The 16693-nt window shown below is 40.4% G+C and carries 14 protein-coding genes; 11 read left to right on the top strand and 3 right to left on the bottom strand.

The window, feature by feature from the left end; translation table 11 throughout:
* The first annotated feature begins 288 nt into the window (after positions 1-288).
* From GM920_RS19855 to porN, 6 genes are all read left to right on the top strand, one after another.
* Entirely contained in the window at positions 289-1272 is a 984-nt protein-coding gene (locus GM920_RS19855) for a DUF4271 domain-containing protein (RefSeq protein WP_182960738.1), read from the top strand.
* 17 nt (positions 1273-1289) lie between these two features.
* Complete coding sequence (locus GM920_RS19860) at positions 1290-2060, top strand: uroporphyrinogen-III synthase (RefSeq protein ID WP_062550569.1); 771 nt, start codon at positions 1290-1292, stop codon at positions 2058-2060.
* Positions 2061-2281: 221 nt separating this feature from the next.
* Complete coding sequence (gene porK / locus GM920_RS19865; protein WP_182960745.1) at positions 2282-3643, top strand: T9SS ring complex lipoprotein PorK/GldK; 1362 nt, start codon at positions 2282-2284, stop codon at positions 3641-3643.
* Positions 3644-3675: 32 nt separating this feature from the next.
* Positions 3676-4479, top strand: coding sequence for a type IX secretion system motor protein PorL/GldL (porL, locus tag GM920_RS19870; RefSeq protein WP_182960747.1), 804 nt, complete (start codon positions 3676-3678; stop codon positions 4477-4479).
* A 45-nt stretch (positions 4480-4524) separates the two neighbouring features.
* Positions 4525-6063, top strand: coding sequence for a type IX secretion system motor protein PorM/GldM (porM, locus tag GM920_RS19875; RefSeq protein ID WP_182960749.1), 1539 nt, complete (start codon positions 4525-4527; stop codon positions 6061-6063).
* An 8-nt stretch (positions 6064-6071) separates the two neighbouring features.
* Complete coding sequence (porN, locus tag GM920_RS19880; RefSeq protein WP_182960751.1) at positions 6072-6956, top strand: type IX secretion system ring subunit PorN/GldN; 885 nt, start codon at positions 6072-6074, stop codon at positions 6954-6956.
* Positions 6957-7024: 68 nt separating this feature from the next.
* On the opposite strand, the gene uvrC is transcribed toward porN, so the two are convergent.
* The 3 genes from uvrC to porW are packed head-to-tail and all read right to left on the bottom strand — an operon-like array spanning position 7025 to position 13897.
* Positions 7025-8845 carry an excinuclease ABC subunit UvrC gene (uvrC, locus tag GM920_RS19885; RefSeq protein WP_182960752.1) on the bottom strand — a complete coding sequence of 607 codons (1821 nt, stop codon included), beginning with the start codon at positions 8843-8845 and terminating at the stop codon, positions 7025-7027.
* 22 nt (positions 8846-8867) lie between these two features.
* Positions 8868-11090 carry a transglycosylase domain-containing protein gene (locus GM920_RS19890; protein WP_182960754.1) on the bottom strand — a complete coding sequence of 741 codons (2223 nt, stop codon included), beginning with the start codon at positions 11088-11090 and terminating at the stop codon, positions 8868-8870.
* A 2-nt stretch (positions 11091-11092) separates the two neighbouring features.
* Positions 11093-13897 (bottom strand): type IX secretion system periplasmic lipoprotein PorW/SprE, encoded by a 2805-nt coding sequence (porW, locus tag GM920_RS19895; RefSeq protein ID WP_182960756.1) that lies wholly within the window; start codon positions 13895-13897, stop codon positions 11093-11095.
* Between the two features lie 110 nt (positions 13898-14007).
* On the opposite strand from porW, the gene GM920_RS19900 reads away from it, so the two are divergent.
* The 5 genes from GM920_RS19900 to GM920_RS19920 all read left to right on the top strand — a co-directional run bounded on the left by GM920_RS19900 (position 14008) and on the right by GM920_RS19920 (position 16662).
* Entirely contained in the window at positions 14008-14229 is a 222-nt protein-coding gene (locus tag GM920_RS19900) for an AtpZ/AtpI family protein (protein WP_182960758.1), read from the top strand.
* A gap of 51 nt (positions 14230-14280) precedes the next feature.
* The gene (locus GM920_RS19905; RefSeq protein WP_182960760.1) at positions 14281-14670 is read left to right on the top strand and encodes a hypothetical protein; all 390 of its coding nucleotides are present in this window, start codon (positions 14281-14283) and stop codon (positions 14668-14670) included.
* A 14-nt stretch (positions 14671-14684) separates the two neighbouring features.
* On the top strand, positions 14685-15839 hold the full coding sequence (atpB, locus tag GM920_RS19910; RefSeq protein WP_182960762.1) for a F0F1 ATP synthase subunit A: 1155 nt from the start codon (positions 14685-14687) through the stop codon (positions 15837-15839).
* 41 nt (positions 15840-15880) lie between these two features.
* Positions 15881-16090, top strand: coding sequence for an ATP synthase F0 subunit C (gene atpE / locus GM920_RS19915; protein ID WP_062551197.1), 210 nt, complete (start codon positions 15881-15883; stop codon positions 16088-16090).
* Between the two features lie 77 nt (positions 16091-16167).
* Complete coding sequence (locus GM920_RS19920; RefSeq protein ID WP_182960764.1) at positions 16168-16662, top strand: F0F1 ATP synthase subunit B; 495 nt, start codon at positions 16168-16170, stop codon at positions 16660-16662.
* The last annotated feature ends 31 nt before the right edge of the window (positions 16663-16693 follow it).

Below are 16693 nucleotides of genomic sequence, written 5' to 3' on the forward strand. Positions count from 1 at the left end.
CAGATCCTGTAGGGAGTTGCCCTAGCGTTTGGTTAGGGTCTGGAATGCCAAAACCTACATCAACTCAAGACGAACTGCTGCTGTACCCTTACTATACCCCTTTCGAAGGCAAACCAGTACCCGACCACAACCCGGTCACAAGCCTGGTCGCTTCCCGGATTTTGCCTGGAATTCTTTGCTGCGTTTTTTCCGACGCTAAATTCGCTCGATTTTACCCGGATTTTTGCCGGAAAAGAGGATCTGAAAACCGTTGAAAAACTAATGCATTTTTAACCTAAATTTGCAGCAATGAATTTAAATCGCATCATCCTGTTGCTTTCGTTTTTTTGTATGGCTAGCTTTTTTAAAGGTTACGCTCAGACACCTGATGTTGCTGCGGATACGTTGCAGGTACAACCTGCCTATCCGAAGAGAATCGTCAAGGATGCGGCATACTATGCCAGGCAACAGTTTGTGACCGATTCCATCATCACACATACCTGGATATTACCCGATTCCCTGCTGGATAAAAACATCATTATCGACAGTATCATCAAAGCAAATACCACCGGTAGGGCAGACTTGCTACACCGATACCAGGAAATGGGAGATTTGAAGAAAGTGAGTGCCTTTCGTACCGGGAAACCATTGCCAAAAGGAGAGCGTTGGGTGCTCGCCGTATTGGTCGTTTTACTTTCCATATTCGCTGCTTTAAAAATTTCTTTCTCCAAACAATTGCAAAGTATTGTGCAGTCATTCTTCAGTAATCGGGTGCTGAATAACCTCAATAGGGAAGATAATTTGTTTACCTCATGGCCTTTTCTCCTGTTGTTTGTACAGTTCGGATTCACTTTAGGGATGTTTTTTTACCTGGTTTCTCAGTATTATCACCTCGCTTTTGTGAGTAGTGGTTTTCAATTTTATGCCAGTATTTCTGTCTTAATTATCGTTTTATACGTCGTGAAAATTCTCATTTTACGTCTTTTAGGTTATCTCTTTGAGGTGCAAAAAGCCGTAAATGAATATGTTTCCATATTATATTTAAGTTACTTTAATCTTTCCCTTGTTTTCATTCCCCTGGTAATTGCTTTTGCCTTATCTCCTTTAAGGTATGGAGTTTACTATGTGGTAGCTTCTTTTGTACTTCTCTCAATTATCTTTATTTTTCAGTTTATTAGGGCAGGGGTAAATATTTTATCTCATTATAGATTTTCTAAAGTGTATTTGTTTTTGTACTTTTGTGCCCTCGAAATTTGCCCTATATTAATATTAATCAAGGCAATAGGATTTTAAAGCGGTAATTAGGTAAAATGCAAGAAAAGACAGAAGATAGGTTACGTAAAGTGAAAAGTATACTGATCACCTTACCAAAGCCGGAAACAGAGAAGTCTCCTTATTTTGATTTGGCAAAGAAGTACAACCTGAAAATTGATTTTAGATCATTCATTCATGTTGAAGGAATTCCAGCCAGAGATTTCAGAAAAGACAAAATCACTTTGAGTGATTTTACTGCAGTAGTGTTTACCAGCAGAAATGCAGTGGATCATTTTTTCAGAATTTGTGAAGAAATGAGATACGATGTGCCTGCTGACTTGAAATATTTCTGTATTTCAGAATCTACCGCTTTGTACCTCCAAAAATATATCCAGTACAGGAAACGTAAGATTTTCTTTGGTAAACAAACTGCTGCGGATTTAGCAGAAGTATTAAAGAAACATTCTAACGATAAATTCCTATACCCATGCTCTGATATGGCAACTGAAGATACCATGAACTTCTTACAGAAGAATGGTTATGACTTTACGCCTGCTGTATTGTTTAGAACTGTGGTTTCGGATCTATCTGATCTAGCCGAAGTTTTCTATGATGTAATCGGATTCTTTAGTCCGTCTAGTATTCAGTCGCTCTTTACCAATTTCCCGGATTATAAGCAGAACAATACCCGTTTTGCAGCATTTGGATTAAACACCCATAAAGCGATAAGTGATGCTGGTTTAATCGTTGATATTGCAGCACCTTCACCGGAAGCTCCATCGATGATTATGGCCATCGAAAATTACATCAAAAAATCTAATAAATAACGTTACACGGTAAATTGCGCGTTATCGCGCAATTTATTCTATCTTTTTTTTGAGGGTTAGGGTTTTTTAATTTGAAGTAGAAAGCACTTTCTGACAGGGGATTGATGATCCGGAGGGAACGGATTTTCCTGTTCATTATTATCTTTCCTCGTATTTTTATGGCTTAATAGTTGTTAATGTGAATCTTAATATATAAAATTGCTATAAAATTGCGGGAATATATGAGGATAAACATCTACTTTTTGGGATTTATAGCTACAATACTTCTATCTAGTTGCGGAAAAGGCGGCCAGGGTGAATTGGTTGGGGTATACAATAAGAAGTTTAAAAATAATCGGGTGCCTTTAGGAATGGTGTATGTACCGCCAGGAAGAACCTTAATTGGAATGTCTGATGAAGACATTAACAATTCCCAGACTTCTCCAAGTCGAATGACCTCTTTTAGCGCTTTCTTTATGGATCAAACGGAGATCTCTAATGCAGAATACCGACAGTTTGTGAACTGGGTAAGAGATTCTGTTGCAGTCACCACACTTGGTCCAACAGTTGCCGCTAATTTTTATAAACCAGTTCCCGCAAATGCAGGCCCTACCTCTTCCTCTGAACGTTACATCGACTGGAGAAGAGTTGGCAATGGCTCTCTGTTATGGAGTAGAAAAAATGGGGGTTATGGCGCCAAATTAACCGACATGTACTATAGCGGTGCTGATGCCCTACCCGGTAGAACAGAAATTGATGTTAGAAAGCTGAGATATGCTTACAGCTATAAAAGTACCGATCTTGAAGCCGAAGGCCGTAAAGACCCAAGCAAAAAAAGACAGGATTTTATCATGACCTATACGGATCTTCCTGATCCGGAGAAACCAAACCAATTTCCGTCCGTAAATGTTTATCCGGATACCCTGGTTTGGAAAATAGATTATTCTTATTCTCAGAATGATCCTATGGTGAAAACCTATTTCAATCACCCTTCTTACGATGATTATCCAGTAGTAGGGGTAAGCTGGGAGCAAGCTACCGCATTCTGTGTATGGCGTACCCGTTTTTATGAATCAGTAGCTGTAGCCAGAAAACAACCGCTAAACTCAAGACCAGAATACCAATTGCCAAGTGATGCGCAATTCGAATATGCGGCAAGAGGTGGTAATGTGAAAACAAAATACCCTTGGGGTGGACCATATATCCGCAATACCAAAGGATGTATGCAAGCTAACTTTAAAGTGGGACGTGGAAATTATTCCGATGATGGCGGTTTATATACCGTAAATGTGAAGTCTTATTTCCCGAATGATTATGGCTTGTATAATATGGCTGGAAACGTTGCCGAATGGACCGTTACCGCATATAACCAGTCGGCAGCTCCATTATTGCTCGACTTCAACCCTAACTTTACTTACGTTGCTAAAACAACAGATAGCAAATACCTGAAACGCAAAGTAGTTAGAGGTGGTTCATGGAAAGACATCGGATTTTTCCTTCAAAACTCTGTAGGTACTTACGAATACCAGGATCAAGCCAGATCTTATATTGGCTTCAGATGTATTTCCTCTTATCCAGGATCTGATATCAGAAATAGAAACTAAAAACACAATATATACCAAACTCATCCTTAAAAATGGTAGCAAACCGTAAATTCGATAAAATGCACCTGGCAATATCGCTAGGCGCCAGCGTGGTTATTCTTGGCGCGCTTTTCAAAATCCTTCACCTTGGTGGCGTATGGGGTAATTACATGATTGGAATTGGATTAGGTGTTGAAGCAATTCTATTTGCTTTAACCGGATTTATCCAGCCAGAACCAGAACCAGCATGGGAAAGAGTTTACCCTGAATTGAGAGACGACTATGATCCAACAACGGCGCCTCCAAGACAAACTGTACAAGCGACAGGATTCTCTTCTACTGCAGCATTAGATAAAATGTTGACAGATGCAAAAATTGGCCCTGAATTGATCGAAAGCCTGGGCAATGGCCTACGTACCTTTGGTGAGAAAGTGGCTACTATTTCTAATGTAGCAGACGCTTCAACCGCAACGGCAGAATTTGCAGGAAAAGTTAAAACTGCCTCTGTAAGCTTTGACGCCCTGAACGGTGCTTTCTCTAAAGCAACCAGTCAGTTGGTTGAAATCGGCGAAAGTGCTGGTGCTTCTAAATCATACCATGAGCAGGTGAATGCATTGGCTAAAAACCTATCTGCATTAAACGCGGTTTATGAATTGGAATTGCAGGACTCTAATGCCCACCTGAAATCAATGAGCAAATTCTATCAAAACATCGCAACCACAATGGATAATTTCCAGGGTTCTATGGAAGATTCTAAACAATTTAAGGAAGAAGTTGGGAAACTGGCTAAAAACTTAGGTTCTTTAAATTCAATCTATGGTAACATGTTGTCGGCTATGAATCAGCCACGTGTTTAACCTGTATTTAATTAGTGTTCATTTAATCATCAGACTTAATTAAAAATGGCAGGGGGAAAACAATCTACGAGGCAGAAGATGATCAATATCATGTATTTGGTATTGTTAGCTATGCTTGCCTTGAACGTATCAGATACGATATTAAATGCTTTTAAGAACATCAATGATAGTTTGCTGACTTCAAAAAATAACGTGAGCAGCAGCATTGACCAATTGTTCGCAGCATTTCAAAATACAAAACTTAAAGAAGAGCCTGCAAGGGCGCAGCCCATTTGGGAGAATGCCAATAAAGCAAAGGCTTATGCCGATGAATTGAACAACTATATTGATAAACTGAAAGAAGAGTTTAAGGTAGCCGGGAAAGGAATTGACCCGGAAACTGGTGATTTGACGGAACGTTCCAATATGGACATTGCTCAGGGCATTATGATCAACCAGAAAAAGGGTGATGAGTTGCAAAAGAAAATCAATGAAACCCGCGAAAAATTAATCGCTTTGCTTCCAGCAAAAGATAGAGTACATGTGACCTTCTCTTTGGAGGCTAAAAATGCCGAAAAAGCAGTTAATGGAAAGAAAAACTGGGCAGACATTAATTTTGGTGAGGGTACGCCATTAACAGCTGCCAATACCATATTGACTAAAATTCAGTCGGATGTTAAAAATGCGGAAGCCGAAGTGGTGAAACGATTATTCGGAGATATGGATAAGGCCTTAGTAAATCTGGATCAGTTTGATGCAGTTGCAGTTGCACCTAGCTCTTATGTTATCCAGGGACAACCTTATACCGCGCAGGTGTTTTTAACGGCCAGCGATTCGAAGTCTAACCCGGAAATCTCTGTAAATTCAAGCCCGCTTTCTGTAAAAGATGGTAAAGCAACCTATACCGGTAGTACGGGTAGTGTAGGGGTATTCAAATGGTCAGGTACTATTCGTGTCAAACAAACAGACGGTAAAGTCGTAGAATATAGAACGCCTGAGCAATCTTATCAGGTCGCGAAACCTTCTGCAACAGTATCTCCTGACAAGATGAACGTGATCTATGCCGGTATTCCAAATCCTTTCTCTGTTTCTGCAGCAGGCTTTCCAATGGAGAGCGTAAAAGCAAGCATTGACGGTGGAACGATCTCTGGTGGTAGTGGTAAATTTACGGTCAACGTAAGCGGTGCACAGGTAGGAAAAGAAGTAAACATCAATGTTTCTGCAAATTCAGGTGGTAAAACTTTAAACCTGGGTTCTCAGACTTTCCGTGTAAAAGCTTTGCCAACACCTAAAGCTTTGGTGAAAGGTAAATCTGGAGGTAGCGTAGACCTGGAATGGTTGGAAAATGCCGGCCTGTTGGATACTCAACTGGATGATTTTGTTTTTGACGTAAAATATAAGGTAATTAGATTCGGTGCAACATTTATCAACCCGAGATCTGATGCCGTAACGATACAAAATAGTGGTGCTGGATTTAATGGTCAGGTAAAAGGTGCCTTAAATTCAATTAAACCAGGGGCAACAGTGATCTTTAAAGACATTGTATGTGAAGGCCCGGATGGCCGTCAACGTGTGTTGGATGGCATCACATTTAGTGCAAAATAGGATTGATTATGAAAAACATTTTAAGTATTTCGGCATTACTTTTATTCGGACTTACCGTTTCTGCGCAGGATGTTGTACCTCCGGCAACGAAGGGATCTCCAGTAAAAAAGGCAAAGATAAAGACGCCACCTAAAGATGGCTTTTCCGCCAGAAAAGATGTGGATAGTGCCATTATGGTTCCTTTTGCCGATGTGAGAGAAGAGGATGTATTTTATTCCAAAAGAGTTTGGCGTGAAATCGATTTAAGAGATACCATTAACTCGGTATTGAAAGCCGAAGGTGCAAGACTGATTGATGTTTTACTTGATGCAGTAACGAATGAGGAACTGACGGCATATTCTCCGAAAGATACCACTGCCGGGAAATTGCTGGAAGATAATGATTCTTTCAAGATTGCGCTGACTTCAACCCAGGCCTTACAAAATATGCGCGGTGTTTCAGAGGGCTCAGCTGATGCCACTACCGGCAAGATTTCAGAGCCGACATTGAAAAGGTTCAGACCTGATGAATTCATGAAATATAGAATTAAAGAGGATTGGATTTTAGATGTCAAGCGCTCGGTTTTTGAACCTAGAATTGTTGGTATTGCACCGATGAAATTGGTAGAAGGCAATTGGCAACCGGTTTTCTGGATCTATTATGATGATGTGAGAGAACTGCTGACTAAGAAAAAACTGATGAACCCGGGTAACGATGCTTCGGTATTGACTTTCGATGATTTCTTCGTTAGACGTTTGTTCTCTAGTTATGTAGTGAAAGAAACAAATCCTGGAAATAAAACGATTGTGGATATGTTAGGCTTAACTGATCCTAAAGATCCAAGGAAATTATATGAATCGGAAAAGATTAAAAAGTCTATTGCGGACTTTGAACAAAGTCTTTGGGAATATTAAAACCCCGATTCAAGGATAAAAAAAATCCGGTCTTTCAAAGAGACCGGATTTTTTTATGCGCTGTATTTTTAATCTGCTGATGTTGGTTTTGAATCTTTTTTGAAGTAATTGGTTAAGGCCACTACCTGTGCTTTATTCAATACTTTTTGCAATTCAGTAGGATCTGCTTCCCGGATCTTTTTAACGGATTTAAAATGACGTAAGAGCTTGTCGGCCGTCGTCTTGCCAATCCCCTCAATGTCTTCTAATTCTGTTTTTAAAGTGCCTTGGTCACGTTTCTTGCGGTGAAAAGTAATCCCAAACCTATGGGCTTCATCACGGAGTTGCTGGATCAGCTTTAAACTTTCTGATTTCTTGTCCAGGTATAAAGGATAAGGGTCGTTAGGGAAGAACAATTCTTCCAGTCGCTTGGCAATACCAACGATGGCTACCTTGTGTTCTATACCTAGCTTTTTCAAACTGCTCACAGCAGAGGATAACTGGCCCTTACCACCATCAATGATGATCAATTGCGGCAATGTACCTTCTTCTTCCAACATGCGCTTATATCGCCTGTAAACAGCTTCCTCCATGGTCGCAAAATCATTGGGACCTTCCACGGTTTTCACATTAAAATGTCGGTAGTCTTTTTTCGATGGTTTTGCATCTTTGAACACCACAATAGCGGATACCGGATAGGCACCCTGGAAATTGGAGTTGTCAAAACATTCAATATGCTTCGGCAATTCGCTTAAACCAAGATCCTTTTGCAGTTGCGTCAGGATGCGGTCTGTTCTTAAATCCGGGTTCAGTTTTTCATACTGGTTCAATTTCTCCTTTTTGAAAAACAAGACGTTTTTCTGAGAGAGCTCCAGTAGATTTTTCTTTTCCCCTAGCTTAGGGACGGTAAACTTGATGTTTTTATCCTCTAAGGAGATTTCAAAAGGAATCACAATCTCTTTGGAGGTACTGTTGAATTTGGTGCGGAATTCCGTAATCGCCAAAGTCAATAGCTCTTCATCGGTTTCATCCAGTTTCTTTTTAATCTCTATAGTTTGGGTCTGAATGATACTGCCGTTCATTACTTTTAAGTAATTCACAAAGGCATAGCGCTCATCAGAAGCAATGCTCACCACATCAATATTGGTGATAGAGCTACTCACTACCGTAGACTTGCTCTGGTATTTTTCGAGCACCAGTAGTTTCTTTTGATATTGATGGGCCAGTTCAAAGTTCAGGTCTGCAGCTGCATCTTTCACAATTTGTTTGACCTCCTTGATCACGCTTCCGATTTTTCCGTTCAGAATGTCTTTGATCTCTTCGATATTTCTATCATAGTCAGCAGCGTCCTGGTAAGCCTGACAAGGGCCTTTACAGTTCCCGATCTGGTATTCCAGGCAAACTTTGAATTTGCCATCATGGATGTTTTTCTCCGTCAGGGGTAAACTACAAGTACGTAAGCTATAAGTTTCCTTGATGACATCAAGAATGGTGTGCATCATGTGTACCGAAGCGTATGGCCCAAAATAGGTAGAACCATCTTTGACCATATTCCGAGTCCAGAAAACCCTGGGAAAAGGTTCTTTCTTGATGATGATCCATGGGTAGGTCTTATCATCCTTCAGCATGATGTTATATCTGGGCTGATGCTTTTTAATCAGGCTGTTTTCCAACAGCCAGGCATCAATCTCGGTATCTACAATCGTGAAGGTGATCTTCCTGATTTTGGACACCAGTACCCTGGTTTTCCCATTGAGCTGCTTGTCCGAAATAAAATAGGAACCCACCCGGTTTCTCAGGTCTTTGGCCTTGCCGATATATATTAAAGTATCCTCCGCATCCCAATACTGGTATACACCAGGTTTATGGGGAATATCGGCCAATACTTTTTTATATTCAAAAGTACTCATGGAAATCGATTTTAATCAAAGACTAGAAACCTAGCTTCTCGTCCAGTTCTGTGTCTTGCTCCTGCTGTTGGTATTGATTACAGTCGAAAGTAATGGTCGTTCCATTTTTCGGTGGTTCAAAATCAGCTTTGCTCATATTTAGGGTCTTACTGGCGTACACACGTTTCATAAATCCTGCATAAATAGGCAAGGCAGTGGTTGCACCGTCACCCTGTCTGGTACTGGTAAAGTGGAATGCACGGTCTTCACAACCCGTCCATACACCTGCAGCAAGCTGTGGAGTAATGGCCATAAACCATCCGTCAGAGTTGGCATTGGTCGTACCGGTTTTTCCACCGATAGGCCCTGTTACACCAAATTTTCCTGCCAAACGCCATCCTGTTCCATTGGTAATTACACCGCGCAACATTCTGGTCATCACATAAGCAACTTCTTCATTCAATGCAGGTACTGGAATCGGCGTGTCATTGTAAAGCACGACGCCGTTTTTATCCTGAATTTTTAAGATGTACGTCGGTTTTTTCCAGACACCTTTATTGGCAAAAACACTGTAAGCACCCACCATATCATATACGGAGGCATCAAAAGAGCCTAAGGCAATAGAAGGGACTGCTGGCACTTCTGAGGTAATCCCCATTTTTTTCGCCAGGGTAGCCACGGCAACCGGGCCGACTTGTTTCATCAGGTAAGCTGCAATATAATTTTGTGACAATGCCAATGCTTTTTGTAAAGTCAGGTAGCCTGGAACGGTTCCAGAAGATCTTGGCGTCCATGGTGGACTACCCGGAGTTTCAATCGTTACCGGCTCATTTAGTACGCTAAAACATGGAGAGTATCCATTTTCAATGGCAACAGCATAGGTGAAAGGTTTCGCTGTGGAACCTACTTGTCTGGTTCCCATTTTTACCTGATCGTATTTAAAATGCTCATAATTGATCCCGCCAACCCATGCTTTCACATATCCGGATTGCGGATCCATCGCCATCATGGCATTTCTCAATAGTAATTTATAGTACCTTACAGAGTCGATTGGCTTCATCAGCGTATCGATATTTCCTCTCCAGGTAAATATGCTGAGTCTGGTAGGGGTATTGAAGTCTGCCTTAATCTCTTCGTCACTCTTTCCTTCCAGCTGTAATGCTTTGTATCGGTCAGATCTTTTTACGCCCTGCTCAATCTGCATTTCTTTTCCTTTAAAAGGATTTTTACCTTTCCAACTGTCATAGAACGACGCTTGCAGGATTTTCATGTATTCCTTTTGCGCTTCTTCTGCATAAACCTGCATCTCATAATTGATGGTGGTGGTAATCTTAAGACCATCTCTATCCAGATCATATGGAGTGCCGTCTGATTTTAAGATCGAACGTTCCAGGAAGAGTTTTTTAATATCATTTTTAACAACTGCCCTGAAATAAGGAGCAATACCATCATTCACAGTAGCCGCACTAAAGCGAAGACCCAATGGTTTTTCTATTTGTTTTTCATAATCCTGCTCGGTTAAGAAATCCGCTTTTACCATTAATCCCATAATTGTATTTCTACGGGCCAATGCGCGTTCCGGGTTACGGGTTGGGGAATATCTGGAGATTCCTTTTAGGATCCCCACCAATGTGGCTGCCTGACTAACGGTTAATTTATCAGGAGTGGTATTAAAATATACCCTGGCCGCAGATTTAATTCCATAGGCTTGATTTCCGAAATCTACCGTATTTAAATACATCACAATGATTTCCTCTTTCGTGTAATTGCGTTCTAGTTTTACTGCAATCACCCATTCCTGGAACTTCTGTAAGATTCGCTTGGCAAAGTTTTTCTGTCTTCCTTCTTCAGAAAAAAGGTTCAGAGCCAACTGTTGCGTGATGGTACTTCCACCTTGTTTTTTACCAATGATGGCATATAAAAAGATGGTAAACGTACGTTTAAAGTCGATCCCGGAGTGTTCTTTAAATCGAATGTCTTCGGTCGCAATTAAAGCATTGATGACATTCGGCGAGATCTGGTCGTAAGTGACATTAGACCTGTTTTGCACAAAGTAAGTGCCCAGAATTTTGCCATCTTCTGTGATGACTTCTGAGGCTTGATTGCTTTTAGGATGTTCGATGTCTCTGAAAGAAGGGAGTTCACCAAAGAACCCAAAACCAACAGCGACGATAAATAGAGCGAATAAAACGATTCCTGCAATTAAGAGCTTCCAGATGTTGAAATTATACTTTCTGATGTCTTCTTGCGAAAGTGGTTTGTTCATTGTTAATAGTTGTTTTTATAAAATTCAAGGTACTTGTTCAATAGGTCCTTGCTGCTGAGCTTATCAAAGTTTTCTTTGCTGATGATAAAGCTTTTGTACAAGTTAGCAGGGACTTTCATGATCTGTTTTAACTGAGGATTTATACCATCAGCATACGTTTTTGCGTCGTCGAAAGTACCAAAGTTTCCTACAAATATAAGCTGATCATTGTCAAATTCCTTCAATTGATGACGGAGATTGTTTTCAGCGTAGTTTCCGCGGTTGTATTGACCGATGCCAAAACGGGAAGAACTGAGGGTTAAAGAGGCGTCAGCCACGTGTACCACGTAATAATATAGTTTAGAAGGGGCGGTATTAAAAATTCCTTCTGCCTTGACTGCCGGTGCTGGTACAACTGGTTTTTCAGCCGCAGGATTTTCTTTTACAGGGATCTCCGCTACCGGGATTTGCGGTACAAATGGAATTACTTTCGGAGGGCCGTCCTGGTCCTTGTTGGTTTTAGAGGCGACTTTATCTGTGGCTTTTGCTGGGAATTGCTGTGCAAAGAACTTTGGTTCATTGGCATCAAAATCAGCAAGGGCTATCGCTCTCTGTTTAAATTCTTCCAAATGCTGACTGATGTAATTGAGGTGTTCTTTCACCAATGGTACAATCAGCTGATCGTTCGGGTAGCTGACCTTAATCTTTTCGAAAGCAGTGATGAGCTGGTCTACATGAGCTGTTCTACCAATAGCAATGGCTTTTAAGTAGGCAAACTGTGGCGCTAAATAATTATCTGGACTGGCTTGTAGCACTTCATCCGCTTTCAGAATGACACTGGCAAAGTCTTTTTTCTCGTATAAGTCGAACAGGTCATTGTATTGCTTATTAACCACGATTTCCATTTCCGATTGTTTCATCGAGAAAGCAGGGTCAAGTATGGTTTTAGCGTAAGATGAGCTGGCAAAATCTTTCAGTACTTTCTGTTTATAGACTTCTGCTTTCGCTGGATCTATGGTTTTATTCGCTAAGAAGAGCCCATAGTAGATCGAAGCCAATCGGTCATTGTTAGGGAAATGTTTAAGTAGGGTTTCGTATACTTCTGCGGCTTCCTTTGGACTGTTTAGCTCTTGCAGGTAGAAATTGGCGATCTCATAATAGGCTTCCATTTCTTTCTGGTCAGATATGGCCAGGCCTGCAGCAGTAGTCGGGATTTCTGCAAGTAATGTTTTAATTTTCGAAGCAGAATCCGGCATGGCCGTATTTTTCTGGTCTGGATTTACGACCCCATTATTGGTCGCATAGTTTTTAGTAATCCCCTGATTGGTCTCTTGTGCAGAAGATTTTATGCTCTGGCGCCAGTTGAGTTCCAATTTACGGTTGCCCCATTTCTTTTTAAAGTCGTTAAAACCTGTGCTGATGGCCGCCTGATTCGCAAAATAAAAGTTACTTGACGCTGGACCTTTTTGGCGGGTATCATTGCCGGTAGGGAAGGGGCTTGCCGGAATGTTGTTAACGGTATTTATTGTTTTTGTTGCTGCAATTACCGGGTTAACCAATAAGCGTACCTTCGCTAAACGTTCCGCTTCAGGTAGTTTAGCCAACGATTGCAGGGTGTCCTGAAAGGCAATCTGCTCGTAGCGATCGGTTAGGTATTGCAGGTTCTGCGTCTTTTTTACCACCAATTCATAGCCTGGATAAGTCTTTGGCAGCGTGTTTACCGTGCTGTCATAATATAACTTTGCATGGATATAATCATGGAAATGCTTGAAATTCAGGTCGGCAATCTTTAAGTACGAAAGGCCTTTCTGGTACATGTTTTTTGTGCTGTTGCGCAGGGATAACTTATAATATTTATCGGCTTCCAGATAATTTTGATCTCTGGCATAGCTTTCCGCGACTTGATAATAGATTTGGTCGTGGTAATCCTCGTTTTTATCGTCTTTAAGCATGGCCAGTAATTCTTGCTGCTTGTTGATTTTTAAGCCGCTCATAAAGGCATTGAGCTTAATCCTGTTAAGATTTGCATTAAAATACATCTCAAACGGGGCACTACTTTTTTCTACTTTACGATAGTAACGTAGCGCTTCATTGTAGTTTTCTTGTTTTTCATACAACTGTGCCAGGATGTAATTCCAGCGAATGCGTTGTTGTTTGCTTGGATGCGCCTGTTGGGCTTGTTGTAGCAATTCGATGGCATCTGAAGCCATTCGCTGATGAATATAAATTTGCGCAATGGTGGCCAATGGCTCTGCTTTGTGGCTTTTTGTGCCGGAAATTGTATTGGATAAGGTATCCAGTACTTTTGCCGCTTCGCTGTATTTACCCAGTTGCATTAAGCTTCTGGCTTTCCAGTCCAGTGCGATTACGCGGCTTTTTGTATTGCCGGGATAGGTTTTGGCAGTATAGTCGAAATATTCTTCCGCATTAAAGTAGTTCCCTTTATAGAAGTTAGCCTTTCCAAGCAGGAGGTAGGCATCGTCTTGGTAGTTGCCATATGTTTTTTCTAATAGGAGCACTCTTGCTTTTTTGATGATCTCCTCCATATCCGGCATACTTCCACCTGGCTGGTCATTGAAAATATCATAGGCTTCAGGATTGACGTAAACTGGTAGGACTTCATCATAGTTGTCCGCATAAGCCTCTGTTAACGCTGTCTGATGTTGATCCAGGATCAGATTGGCATTGTATATATAGTTATATCTGGAAGTCAGGTTTTGCATGGCCCTACTCATGGCAGTGTCCTTGTTGGAGCTACAGGCATACAAGAGGCAGGAAAAAAAGATAACTAAGGTTATCTTTAGAGAGTTGATTGCGTAATTTTCCAAAAAAAATAGGTTGAGTTAATCTTATAAACAACAAAATATATACAAAAGTATTTTATTCAACACTAAGTTCTTAACAAATTAGATTTTATTTGCATTAGATTTTTATTCCTATGGATCCGAACGAAGAGAAAAAGAACGTTAATAATTTTGCGAGGTATTCCTCAATCAGTTTCCAAATGTTGGCCACAATTGGCGTTTTTGCGTTTGCAGGCTATAAAATTGATGAATATCAGCACAGTAAGCAGCCAATCTATGCCGCGATTTTAGGACTTTTAGGTGTAGTCGTATCCTTGTATCAGGTTGTAAAACAACTGAATAAAAACTCAAACTGATTATTTTAAACCATTGTAAATTCCTACTTTTGTAAAAAAATAGATACTGATTTGAGTTTAACACGGTTTACCCTTTATTATTTAGCGTTTTGCGCCGTTCTCGGTGGCATCGCTTATGCCCTTCCTGCTATATTTCCTGATCAGTTGATCTTAGTACCTAAATTCTGGTTGGTGTTTGGCTTCTTAGCCGGCATTACTTATATCGCTTATGGCGTGGCAGATTTGGGATTAAAACGCAATCCTGATGTTGGCGTGATGGCCATTATGGGATCAATTGCACTGAAGATGATTTTCGCAATGGCTTTTGTGCTGATTTACAGCCTTAAAAGCAAGGAAAACGGCTTTGTTTTCGTGCTGAACTTTTTTTCTTTATATTTATTGTTCAGCTTCTTTGAAATATACTGTTTGTTACGTAACTTGCGCCACCAAAATAAAAAGTAAAAATCTGCGAGTAAATGGATTGTAGCCACGTTTTTGAGTTTAAAGTGAAGAGGTTAATTGTTGTTTTTACGCTCTTTTTAGCGTTTTTTTCTGTTACACCTGCTGCTTTCGCACAGGTTGACACAGCACAAGTAACAGAAGGTTCTCATGCCCAGCCGGCAGCTGAGAAAAAGTTTGACATTGGTAAGTTTGCACTACACCACATTGCGGATTCGCATAGTTGGCATGTAATTGGACATACCTATATCGACCTTCCGGTAATTTTGTACACCAAAGCTGGTGTTGTAAACTTCAGTTCTGCTGATTTCACCACGCTGGAGGACGGAAAAGTTGTTCGCGATGATGAAGCTAAAGTAGTAGTAGAGCAAAAAGGACAACGCTTTGTGAAGATGCACGAGAAAATCTATTATGCGTCTGACGTTGCGAATGAGCACGGTCAGTTTGTAACTTTAGATGAGAAGCATCATGCCACAAATGCACGCCCGCTGGACTTGTCCATGACAAAGAATGTGGTCACCTTGTTTTTATCTATCATCATCATCTTAGCGGTGTTCTTGAGCGTTGCTAAAGGATATAGAACCAACAAAGGTAAATCACCAAAAGGAATCCAGTCTTGGATGGAGCCAATCATCTTGTTTGTACGTGATGACATTGCTATTCCAAACTTAGGTCATAAATACGAGCGCTTTATGCCGTACTTATTAACCGTGTTTTTCTTTATCTGGTTTAATAACATGTTGGGCTTAGTTCCATTCTTACCTGGTGGTGCCAATTTAACTGGTAACATCGCAGTAACGATGATCCTTGCATTGGCTACATTCTGCCTAACGGTGTTTAACGGTAATAAATATTACTGGAAACACATCTTTATGCCTGATGTACCATGGTGGATGTATGTCGTTATGGTTCCGGTAGAATTGTTCGGTATCTTTACCAAACCTATCGCCCTAATGATTCGTTTGTTTGCTAACATTACTGCAGGACACATCTTGGTGTTGTCATTGATCTGCTTGGTGTTCGTATTCAACAGCTTGTACATTGCACCAATTTCTATCGCCTTTGCAGTATTTATCGGCGGAATCGAATTACTGGTTGCATTTATCCAGGCCTTTATTTTTACGATCCTTTCTGCCCTGTTTATCGGAATGGCAATTGATGATCACCACTAATTAGAATTATTTTTTAACAACAATTAATATATAAAATCATGATTACAGGAAGTATTGCTGCAATTGGTGCAGGATTAGCTGCGATTGGCGCTGGTCTAGGTATCGGACGCATTGGTGGTTCAGCTATGGACGGTATTGCTCGTCAACCAGAAGCTGCCTCTAAAATTCAAACTGCAATGTTAATCGCTGCTGCCTTCGTTGAAGCTGTTGCGCTTTTCGCAGTAGTTGTTGCCCTAATGGGTAATGGCTAGAAATTAAACGGTGCCAGATAGCGATATCTGGTGCCATTTATTGTTAAAAAAGAACAAAATATTTTATACATATACAGATGGAATTATTATTACCTGAATTCGGCCTAGTTATCTTTCAATCCATTGCTTTCTTATTGCTAATGTTTTTATTGGCAAAATTTGCCTGGAAACCAATTCTTGCAGCAATTAAAGAACGCGAAAAATCGATTGATGAAGCATTAAGCAAAGCTGAATTAGCAAAACAAGAGATGGCTCGTTTAACTTCTCAAAATGAAGAGTTAATGAAATCTGCCCGTGCTGAACGTGATTTGATCTTGAAAGAAGCAAAAACGCTTAAAGATAGCATCATTAATGAAGCAAAAACTTCTGCTCAGACTGAAGGTGCTAAATTAATTGAGAAAGCTAAGATCGAAATTGAAAATTCAAAGAAAGCTGCTTTAGCAGAATTGAAACACCAGGTTTCTTCTTTATCATTAGATATCGCGGAACGTGTATTACGTAATCAATTACAAGACAAAGCTACTCAGCAGGATTTAGTTGCTAATCTTTTAAAAGACGTTGAATTAAACTAGTCTGTAGTTTATTTAGCCAAATTAGATAAAA

The sequence above is a fragment of the Pedobacter gandavensis genome (assembly GCF_014172405.1).
Taxonomy (GTDB): Bacteria; Bacteroidota; Bacteroidia; order Sphingobacteriales; family Sphingobacteriaceae; genus Pedobacter; species Pedobacter gandavensis.

Bases quoted from the DNA above. Each gene is read 5' to 3' on its own strand.
- GM920_RS19855 (WP_182960738.1), top strand. From the start codon at position 289: ATGAATTTAAATCGCATCATCCTGTTGCTTTCGTTTTTTTGTATGGCT.
- GM920_RS19860 (WP_062550569.1), top strand. From the start codon at position 1,290: ATGCAAGAAAAGACAGAAGATAGGTTACGTAAAGTGAAAAGTATACTG.
- porK (WP_182960745.1), top strand. From the start codon at position 2,282: ATGAGGATAAACATCTACTTTTTGGGATTTATAGCTACAATACTTCTA.
- porL (WP_182960747.1), top strand. From the start codon at position 3,676: ATGGTAGCAAACCGTAAATTCGATAAAATGCACCTGGCAATATCGCTA.
- porM (WP_182960749.1), top strand. From the start codon at position 4,525: ATGGCAGGGGGAAAACAATCTACGAGGCAGAAGATGATCAATATCATG.
- porN (WP_182960751.1), top strand. From the start codon at position 6,072: ATGAAAAACATTTTAAGTATTTCGGCATTACTTTTATTCGGACTTACC.
- uvrC (WP_182960752.1), bottom strand. From the start codon at position 8,845: ATGAGTACTTTTGAATATAAAAAAGTATTGGCCGATATTCCCCATAAA.
- GM920_RS19890 (WP_182960754.1), bottom strand. From the start codon at position 11,090: ATGAACAAACCACTTTCGCAAGAAGACATCAGAAAGTATAATTTCAAC.
- GM920_RS19900 (WP_182960758.1), top strand. From the start codon at position 14,008: ATGGATCCGAACGAAGAGAAAAAGAACGTTAATAATTTTGCGAGGTAT.
- atpB (WP_182960762.1), top strand. From the start codon at position 14,685: ATGGATTGTAGCCACGTTTTTGAGTTTAAAGTGAAGAGGTTAATTGTT.
- GM920_RS19920 (WP_182960764.1), top strand. From the start codon at position 16,168: ATGGAATTATTATTACCTGAATTCGGCCTAGTTATCTTTCAATCCATT.